This window comes from Dietzia sp. UCD-THP, from assembly GCF_000349585.1.
In the GTDB taxonomy this organism is placed as follows: Bacteria; Actinomycetota; Actinomycetes; order Mycobacteriales; family Mycobacteriaceae; genus Dietzia; species Dietzia natronolimnaea_A.
This window is the reverse complement of the sequence record NZ_KB714654.1, coordinates 1-8,464: the sequence shown is the minus strand read 5'-3', so window position 1 is coordinate 8,464 and position 8,464 is coordinate 1. Positions and strand designations below refer to the sequence as shown.

Genomic DNA, 8,464 nt, shown 5'->3' with positions numbered 1-8,464 from the left:
GGGTCCACGTTGATGTACGGGTCCAGCTTCTGCATGGTCACGCGCAGTCCGCGTGCGGTGAGCAGCTGCCCCAGGCTGGAGGCGGTCAGCCCCTTACCCAGCGACGACGCCACGCCACCGGTGACGAAGATGTGCTTGGTCGCGGACCGCGACGCGGCTCGGTTCAGTGCCAAGGGGACTCCCGTGTCCAGACGCCGGAATGGATGAATGCTGGTGCGGCTCCGGTGCACCCCACGGGGCTTCAGGCTATCACCGCGCAGGCGCGGTGGGGAGCGACGGCACCGCCGCGGTCGCGTCCGGACGCAGACCGTAGTGACCCTGGCCTCGCTCGAGCTGCTGCGCGAGCGCGAGTCCCGTCGCCAGGCGGCCCGACTCGGAACCGGCGGAGTCGACGGTCGAGACCCCGTCCTCCCCGGAGGACCGCAGCACGGTCACCGCGTCGTACCCCTGCGTGCCCGTGAGTTCGGCCGACACGACCGTCCCCGCCCCCTCGGCGTCGAGTGTCCGGGCGAGCGAGGCCAGCCGGACGGCGGTCGATTCGGCCTCGCCGGGGCCGGTGACGATCAGGGCCAGCTGTCCCGGCCGGAGGGTGCCCTGCTCGAACTCGATGAGCTCAGCGTCGGACAGGGTGGTGAGCACCGTCTCGCGGTCGTCGTCGTCGAGGTGCGGTTCGGAGTCCTCGGTCCGGAGCAGCCCGGCGCGGCCCAGCGCGGTCCCCAGCTGGGTGCCCAGGTCCGCGTCCGCTGCCGGCGCACGGCCGATCGGGAGGTTCGCCACGAGAGCCTGGACCTCGGCGTCGGCCTCGGGGTCGAACGCCTTGTCGGTGAGTGTCACGCGTCCCGCGGTGATCCCGCCGGCGGCACCGATCACGTCGAGGGCGGCGCTGACGTCCTCGTCGGACGCCCCTGGGGCGACGACGACGAGGACGGGGCGGCCCTCGAGCGTGCCGTCGACCACGGGCCGGGTGAGCTCACCGGCCATGTCGTCCAGCCGCTGCGCGGCGAGTCGACGGGTGGCCACCTCCTCGCGGGCGGCCTCGAGCTGCGCCACCGTGGTCTCCTCGCGGTCGACGACCGCGTCCCGGATCGACGTCGCCACGGACGTCGACCCCAGGACAACTCCCAGCCCGAGGGCGAGGAACACGGCCACCAGCGTGAGAACGTGGCGACGCAGAGAGATCAACGGACGAGCCCCTGGACCCAGAGCGCGAAGGTGTTCCACGTGTCGATGGCCCAGATGAGCAGGTCCTGGGCGGAATCGCGGGCGACCACCACCGCGGCCACCGCGATCAGCGCGGCGAGCACCACGAGGGCCAGGCCGATCCCGGCACCGCGCGAGCGGTACAGGGTCGCACACGCGTCGGCGTGGACGAGACGGGACGAGACGGCGGTGTCGACCATGGTCGACGACGGCGCGGAGGAGCCCCCGAAGGAGTTCTCCAGACCGCGGTCATCACCGGTCACCACGATCATCTCGGCCCCGCCGTGATAGGCCAGCAACAGGGCCATGTCGCGCGCGGTCGCCGCGGCCGGGAAGGTGGTCGCGCCCACGCCGAGTTCGGTGACCCGCTCGAGTCCCTCGGCCCTGCCGTCGCGATCGGCCGGCACCACCAGCACCGCGCCGTCGGTGAGGACCTCCTCGGAGACACCGGTCGGGGTCGCGACCACGACGTCGGCGGTGACGCGGGCCGCACGCAGGACCTCGGCGCCCCTGTCCACACCGATGACCAGCGGTCGGTACTCCTTTATGAACGGCTTGAGCCCGGCGAGTTGGGCCTCCGAGGACCGGTCCCCGGTCACCACCACCACGTGGCGGCCGGAGAAGTCCACATCGATCCCGGGCAGGCCCTCGCCGTCGAGGAGCAGCTGGTGCTCGAGGCTGAGGAACTCCGTGGCGTTGGCCAGGTGTGCCAGCGCGGACTCGACGTAGTCGTGTTCTGCCGCGTGGACCTCGGTGAGCAGGGTGGCGGAACCGGACTCGCGCCCGGTGGCCAGTTGGTCCTCGGACTTGACGGAGTAGATCACTCCCTCGTCGATCCGAATCCGGGTCCCGTCCTCGACCTCCGCGAGATCCGCGTCCTCGACGACCGGGATGTCGGAGGAGGCGAGGATCCGGTACGCAGCCCGGGGCAGCCTCTCGTCCCCGGGGCGCGGCACATGGACGACGGCGGCGACACCGGCGTCGACGACGGCACGGGCGGTGGCGGCCGACGTCCGGTTGAGGTCCAGCACGGCGACGTCCTTTGTGCCGAGCTTCCGTGGGAGCGGGGACCCCGCCCGGATCTGGCGGACGGTACCGACCACACCGGCGAGATCGTTGGAGCGGCGATTGAGCAGACCCGTCATCTTCATGTGCCCGAGTATCACGCGTGTGATTCGAGTGACGAGGGAGGTCGGATCGGCGTGTCGGGTTAACGGTCGACTTGAGCTTGAGACTTCTCCGATTGCGCCTTGGCCAGAAGCTCCTCGGCGTGCGCGAGCCCCGTGTCGGTGTCCTCCATGCCCGCGAGCATCCTCGCGAGTTCGGTGACCCGGTCCGAGTCGTCGACCGCCCGCACACCCGACACGACGCCCTCGCCGCCGGTGCGCTCGTCGGCGGAGCCGGTGGGGTCGGCGGGGTCGGCGGCGGAGCCGGTGGCCTTGTGGATCACCAGGTGCGTGTCCGCGTACGCGGCGACCTGCGCGAGGTGCGTCACCGCGATCACCTGATGTGTCCGCGCCAGCCTCGCCAGCCGCTTGCCGATGCTCAGCGCGGCGCGCCCGCCCACCCCCGCGTCGACCTCGTCGAACACCAGCGTCCCACCCCCTGAGCGTTCGGCCAGGACGACCTCGAGCGCGAGCATCACCCTGGACAACTCGCCGCCGGAGGCACCCCGACCCAACGGGACCACCCCGGAGGGCCCGTCGAGCGCCAGTTCGACGTCGTCCAGCCCGGACTCCGTGGCGGCGGCCAGGCCGTCACCGGCGGGTGTCACCCGCACGACCAACCCGGCCCCTCCCATGGACAGCTCGGCCAGCTCGGAGGTGACCCTTCGCGCCAGGTCCTCCCCCGCGGTCCTGCGGACCGCGGTGAGCTCCGCGCCGCGCTGCTCCAGTTCGGCCGCGAGCCTCGCCACCGTGGCCTCGAGCTCCGCCACCGCCGTGTCAGAGGTGTCCACCTCCGACAGGCGGATCCGCGCCTTCGCGGCCCACTCGATCACGTCGTCCACGTCGGTCCCGTACTTGCGCGTGAGCGCCCGGAGCTCCTGTCGCCTCTCGAGGGCGGCGTCGAGATCGGCGGCGTCGACCGGGAGCTCGGCCAGGTAGAGGCCGAGCTCGGTCGCGGCGTCCCCGAGCGCGGCGACGGCCTGGTCGATGCTCGTGGCGATGGTCTCCAGTGCGGGGTCCCCCGCCCCGGCCAGCCGCTGCCGGAGGTGGTCCAGGAGGCTGACGACGGGTTCGGCGGCCTCGGCCTCACCGCTCAGGACCTCGTGTGCCTGCCCCGCCACCTCGCGCAACTCCTCCGAGTCCGACAGTCGACGGATGACGGCGTCGAGCTCGGCCTCCTCCCCCGGCCTGGGGTCCAGGGCATCGATCTCGTCGAGCCCGTGGCGGAGGAGGTCGGCCTCTCGGGCCAGCTCACGGGCGCGGCCGGTGCGCTCGGCGAGGGATCTCTCCGCCTCGCGCCACCGATGGAAGGTCGACCGGTAGTCGCTCAGGGCCCGCCGTGCCGGTTCGCCCCCGTGGGAATCGACCGCCTCCCGTTGCCGGTCCGGACGCAGGAGCCGGAGCTGGTCGTTCTGGCCGTGAACCGCGAGTACCGGAGCGCAGAACCGGGCCAACGTCCCCGCCGGGACCGAACGACCCCCGAGCCGGGCCCGGGAGCGCCCGTCGGCGCCGACCCGGCGGGCCGCGATCACCGTCCCGTCGTCGTCGACCTCCGCGTCCGCCTCCTCGAGTAGACGGTCGAGCTCGTCCCGGTCCTCGGGGTGCATCGTCTGGGCGTCGGCCAGGTCGAAACGCCCCTCCACCACGGCCTTGTCCGCACCGCGACGCACCCGCCCCGGATCGGCGCGCCCCCCGGCCAGGAGCCTCAGACCGGTGACCACCATGGTCTTTCCGGCGCCGGTCTCACCGGTCAGGACGGACAGGCCCGGGGCGAAGTCGGCCACGGCCTCGTCGATGACGCCGAGTCCGCTGATCCGAAGTTCCGTGAGCACGCACCCACCCTAGGTGAGCGGGCGTGCGGAGGACCGGCCACGCCACCCCGTGACCGGGAGTTCGAACTTCGTCACCAACCGGTCTGTGAACGGAGAGTCGTCCAATCTCACCCACTTGACCGGTCTGTGACCACGCACCACTTCCACTCGACTGCCGGCGGGGGCGTCGATCGATCGTCGCCCGTCCAGCACGACCACCGCGGGTCCGGACCGGGTCCCGGTCTCCACGGCGACCCGCGAACTGGGCGCCACGACCATGGGCCGGGCGAACAGGGCGTGGGCGTTGTTCGGGACCACCAGGATCGCGTCGAGTTCCGGCCAGAGGATCGGGCCCCCCGCCGAGAACGCGTAGGCCGTCGACCCGGTCGGCGTCGACACGAGCATGCCGTCGCACCCGAAATCGCTCACCGGTCGCCCGTCGATCTCGACCGACGCCTCGAGGACGCCCTGCCGCGAGACCTTCTCGATGCTCACCTCGTTGAGCGCCCAGTCACGGCCGAGCACGGTGTCCCCGTGGATCACGGTGGCCTCGACCGTCATGCGCTCGACCACCCGGTAGTCGTGGTCCGCGATCTGTTCGACGACGCCGTGGAGCGAGGAGATCTCGGATTCGGCGAGGAAGCCGACGTGCCCGAGGTTCACTCCCAGCACCGGCACATCGGCCGCGGTCGCGTACTGACATGCCCGCAGGAACGTCCCGTCTCCACCCAGGACCAGAACCAGCTCGCATCCCTCAGCGGCGTGCGGGGTATCCGCTACCGACTCCACACCCGTCCCGGTGGCCACGTTCTCACTGGTGTCGGCGAGCATCCGCACCGCGATTCCGCGGTGCGCGCAGGAGTCGACGACCTGGGCGACGATCGCGACGATGTCCGGCCGCTCGATGTTGGCCTCGAGCAGGATGCGGCGGGACGCCCCCATTTCTGCGTTCTGCGTCACTTCGGTCCCTCTTCCACCGCGCTGCGGATGGCGTCCTGCGCCCGGTCCGCCAGTTCCACCGGGGATCCCGGTTCGGTCTTGCGGAGGTGAAGGAAGTACTCGACGTTCCCGGACGGGCCCGGGAGCGGACTCGCCACGCACCCGAGAGCCTCCAACCCGAGCGCCGCGGCGGCCCGCGCGACACCGGTGACCGCGTCGATGCGGAGTGCGGGGTCACGGACCACGCCCCCGTGACCGACCCGTTCGCGCCCCACCTCGAATTGCGGCTTGACCATCGGTAGCAGCTCCCCGCCGGCGCGGACACAGGCGGACAGCGCGGGAAGAACGAGTGGGAGAGAGATGAACGACAGGTCGGAGACCACCACGTCGACCTCGCCGCCGATGTCCTCAGGGGTGAGCGACCGCACGTTGGTCTTGTCGTGGACGCCCACGCGATCGTCGCTGCGCAGACGCCACACGAGTTGTCCGTAGCCCACGTCCACGGCTTCGACGCGGTCGGCACCTCGCGAGAGCAGGACGTCGGTGAACCCTCCCGTGGAGGCGCCGGCGTCGAGGCAGCGCGTACCGGCGACGTCCACCCCGAAGGCGTCCAGAGCGCCGATGAGCTTGTGGGCCCCCCGCGAGGCCCAGTCCGGTTCGCCGGACGCGGCGACCGCGATGGACGTGGTGGGCTCCACCTGGGTGGCGGGCTTACTCGCGGCGACCCCGTTGACGATCACACGCCCGGCACCGATGAGGTCCCGCGCCCGTTCCCGGCTGTCACACATCTTGCGGCGGACCAACTCGGCATCCAGGCGCCTCCGGGTGACCGCCATCAGCGGGCCGAGTCCAGGGAGGACAGGGCGCGGGCGAGCAGATCATGGGCCGCATCCAGGGCTGCGACCTGTTCGTCGCGAACCCCACCGACCTCATCGCGGGACCCAGCGGAGTCGGCAGGCCCGGCATGGTCGGCATGGTCGGCAGGATCGGGGGCGGAGTCGGCGAGCAGATCGTCGAAGGCCGAGCGGAGCTCGTCGATGTCCGGGCCCGCAGGCCCTGGCAATGGTGTCGGTCCGGGAGTGCTCACACGCTCCACGCTAGCCCACGAGCAGTCCCGCATCGACGAACCGTGACCGAGCTGCGTCTCCGGGATCCGCCAGGGCGCTCACACCGTGCCTCCACGCCTGCCGGAGGACGCCACGCGCCAGGTCGACGCCGTCGAGTGCCGCGGGGAGCCCGTCGAGGTGGAGAACACCCTCCTCCACCCTCGCGTCGAGGCCGGGGGCCGAGTCGATATGACTCGATTCCGGCGGCGCGGCGAGGGCGGACAGGTCGGGGGCGAGGTGGGTGGCGCGACGATGCGCGTCGGCGACTAGCAGATCGGCCGTCCCGTGAACGCCCGTCAGAACCATCAGCGCGGGCATTCCGGCCGCGAGAGCCCCCTCGATGTCGGTGTCCAGCCGGTCCCCGATGACGAGTGGACGGCGGGAGCCGACGAGGTCCGCGGCGGCCCTGAGCACTCCCGCCGCCGGTTTGCCCGCCACGACGGGGTCTCTGTCCGTCGCCGCGCGGAGCGCGGCGACGAGCGAACCGTTCCCTGGCAGCAGACCGCGCTCGGTGGGCAGGGTGGTATCGGTATTGGACGCGACCCATGGCACCCCTCGCCGGATCGCCAGGCATCCTTCAGCCAGGTCACCCCAGGTCAACTCGCGGGACAGTCCCTGGAGGACCGCCTCGGGTCCATCGTCGGCCGAGTAGACGACCTCGTACCCCGCCTGTCTGGCGAGGTCGCGGAAACTGTCGTGCCCCACCACGAGAACCTTCGCCCCGGCGTCGACGTGTGCGCCAAGCATCATCACCGCCGCCTGGGCGCTGGTCATGACGTCGGACGCCTGGGCCGAGAAGCCCAGATCCCGCAGGTGTGCAGCGGTCTGGCCGGGCGAGCGGCTCGCGTTGTTGGTCACGTAGACCACCGGGAGTCCCGAGCGGTCCAGCGCCTCGGCCGCACCCGGTATGGGTTCGGTACCGCGGATGAGCGTCCCGTCGAGGTCCACGAGAAGCGCGTCATGCTGATCGGACAGGGTGGCTACCGTCCCTGACGCTAATGGCTCTGATCCTGCGGTCTCTGGCACTGCTGTCTCTGACGATGCCGAGGTCGGGCCTGCGGACACGGGACTAGACCTCGAGTTCGGCCAGACGCGACTCCGCGTCCGTGTGATTGTCCGGGTCGGCGGACACCGCGTGGCCGAACCAGGCGGCCGCCTCGTCCTTACGGCCGGACGCCAACAGCACCTCCGCGTACGCGTAGTCCAGTCGCGCCGCCTCCTCGCCCACCGCTTCCGGGTCCGCTCCCGCATCCTGGAGAGTCACGAGGGCGGCGTCGAGCTGACCCATGTCCACCCGCGCGCCGGCTTCGACGATGCGGAGCTCCACGAGGTCCTCGCCGGTGACCTGACGGGACTCGTCACCCCGGGCGAGTTCGATAGCCTTCTCCGGCCGGCCGAGGCCACGCTCACAGTCCGCCATCATCGCCAGCAGTCCGGGACCTCCCGAGATCCGTCGCGCCGCACGGAGCTCTCCCAGCGCCTCCGACCACTCACGCGCCCGGTACGCGAGAACGCCCACGGTCTCCCGGACGACACCGATCCGCCCGGCCCGGTTCTTCGCGGCACGCCCGTGGGCGAGAGCGAGCTCGGGGTCGTCGTCGACGAAGTACATGGCCGCCACCAGATGCCGCGCGACGAGCTCGGCATTGGCCTTGTCGAGACCCCGCAGGTCTCGACGGATCTCCATGTCGAGGTCCGCGGCCTCGATATCCTCGGGAAGAGTGGGTTCATCGACGCGTGCAGCATGCCGGGCATCCTGTCCCGGACGGCCAGCAGTCCGACGGTCGACACCCTGTCGACCTCCGGCACGGGAGTCACCACGGGAGGAGCCCCCTCGGCGATCGACGGCCGCGTCCCCTCGGCCCTGACCTGCCCGCGAGGCTCCGGTGCGCTGTCCGGCGCCGCGACCCGCGCCACCGCGACCGCCGGCGGATTCACCCCGGGCTGCCGGTCGCCGACCCGGGTCGCCGGCGCCCGTCCCGTCGTATCGGGTTCCACGACGTTCACCGTAGGAACTGTTGTCCCTACGACCGCCACCGGCGGCCCGGTCGCCCCTACGGGGTACGTCACCATCGCCCCGTCGCGGGGTGCGATCTGAATGCTCTGACCGAGGTTCGTTCACGTCGTTCACCTTACGTGCGCCGGACTACCGGCACTGCTGTTGAAGTAGGGAGCACAAATAAGACCAGCGGGAGGAACGATGAGTCCCTCCCGCTGGTCATGAAGTTGTGTTCGGCGGTGA

9 protein-coding genes are annotated in these 8,464 nt (G+C 71.4%); all 9 read right to left on the bottom strand.

Features of this window, described 5'->3' with window-relative positions; genetic code table 11:
* Positions 1-167, bottom strand: a 167-nt coding sequence (locus tag H483_RS40165) for a CTP synthetase (RefSeq protein WP_042329975.1), incomplete at its 3' end; no start/stop codon positions are given.
* A gap of 82 nt (positions 168-249) precedes the next feature.
* Positions 250-1,182, bottom strand: a complete 933-nt coding sequence (locus H483_RS33200) for a copper transporter (protein WP_031265044.1) — start codon at positions 1,180-1,182, stop codon at positions 250-252.
* Positions 1,179-2,351, bottom strand: a complete 1,173-nt coding sequence (gene steA / locus H483_RS33195; protein WP_017837665.1) for a putative cytokinetic ring protein SteA — start codon at positions 2,349-2,351, stop codon at positions 1,179-1,181. Before steA ends, H483_RS33200 begins: the two co-directional genes overlap by 4 nt.
* A gap of 59 nt (positions 2,352-2,410) precedes the next feature.
* A complete protein-coding gene (gene recN / locus H483_RS33190; RefSeq protein ID WP_017837664.1) occupies positions 2,411-4,198 on the bottom strand; it encodes a DNA repair protein RecN in 1,788 nt (595 codons plus the stop codon).
* 9 nt (positions 4,199-4,207) lie between these two features.
* The gene (locus tag H483_RS33185; RefSeq protein ID WP_017837663.1) at positions 4,208-5,119 is read right to left on the bottom strand and encodes an NAD kinase; all 912 of its coding nucleotides are present in this window, start codon (positions 5,117-5,119) and stop codon (positions 4,208-4,210) included.
* 14 nt (positions 5,120-5,133) lie between these two features.
* Positions 5,134-5,952 (bottom strand): TlyA family RNA methyltransferase, encoded by an 819-nt coding sequence (locus H483_RS33180; RefSeq protein WP_017837662.1) that lies wholly within the window; start codon positions 5,950-5,952, stop codon positions 5,134-5,136.
* On the bottom strand, positions 5,952-6,203 hold the full coding sequence (locus H483_RS33175) for a hypothetical protein (RefSeq protein ID WP_031265043.1): 252 nt from the start codon (positions 6,201-6,203) through the stop codon (positions 5,952-5,954). Before H483_RS33175 ends, H483_RS33180 begins: the two co-directional genes overlap by 1 nt.
* A 10-nt stretch (positions 6,204-6,213) precedes the next feature.
* Positions 6,214-7,170, bottom strand: coding sequence for an HAD-IIA family hydrolase (locus H483_RS33170; RefSeq protein ID WP_017837660.1), 957 nt, complete (start codon positions 7,168-7,170; stop codon positions 6,214-6,216).
* Between the two features lie 121 nt (positions 7,171-7,291).
* Complete coding sequence (locus tag H483_RS40605; RefSeq protein WP_371204634.1) at positions 7,292-8,353, bottom strand: hypothetical protein; 1,062 nt, start codon at positions 8,351-8,353, stop codon at positions 7,292-7,294.
* Between the last annotated feature and the right edge of the window lie 111 nt (positions 8,354-8,464).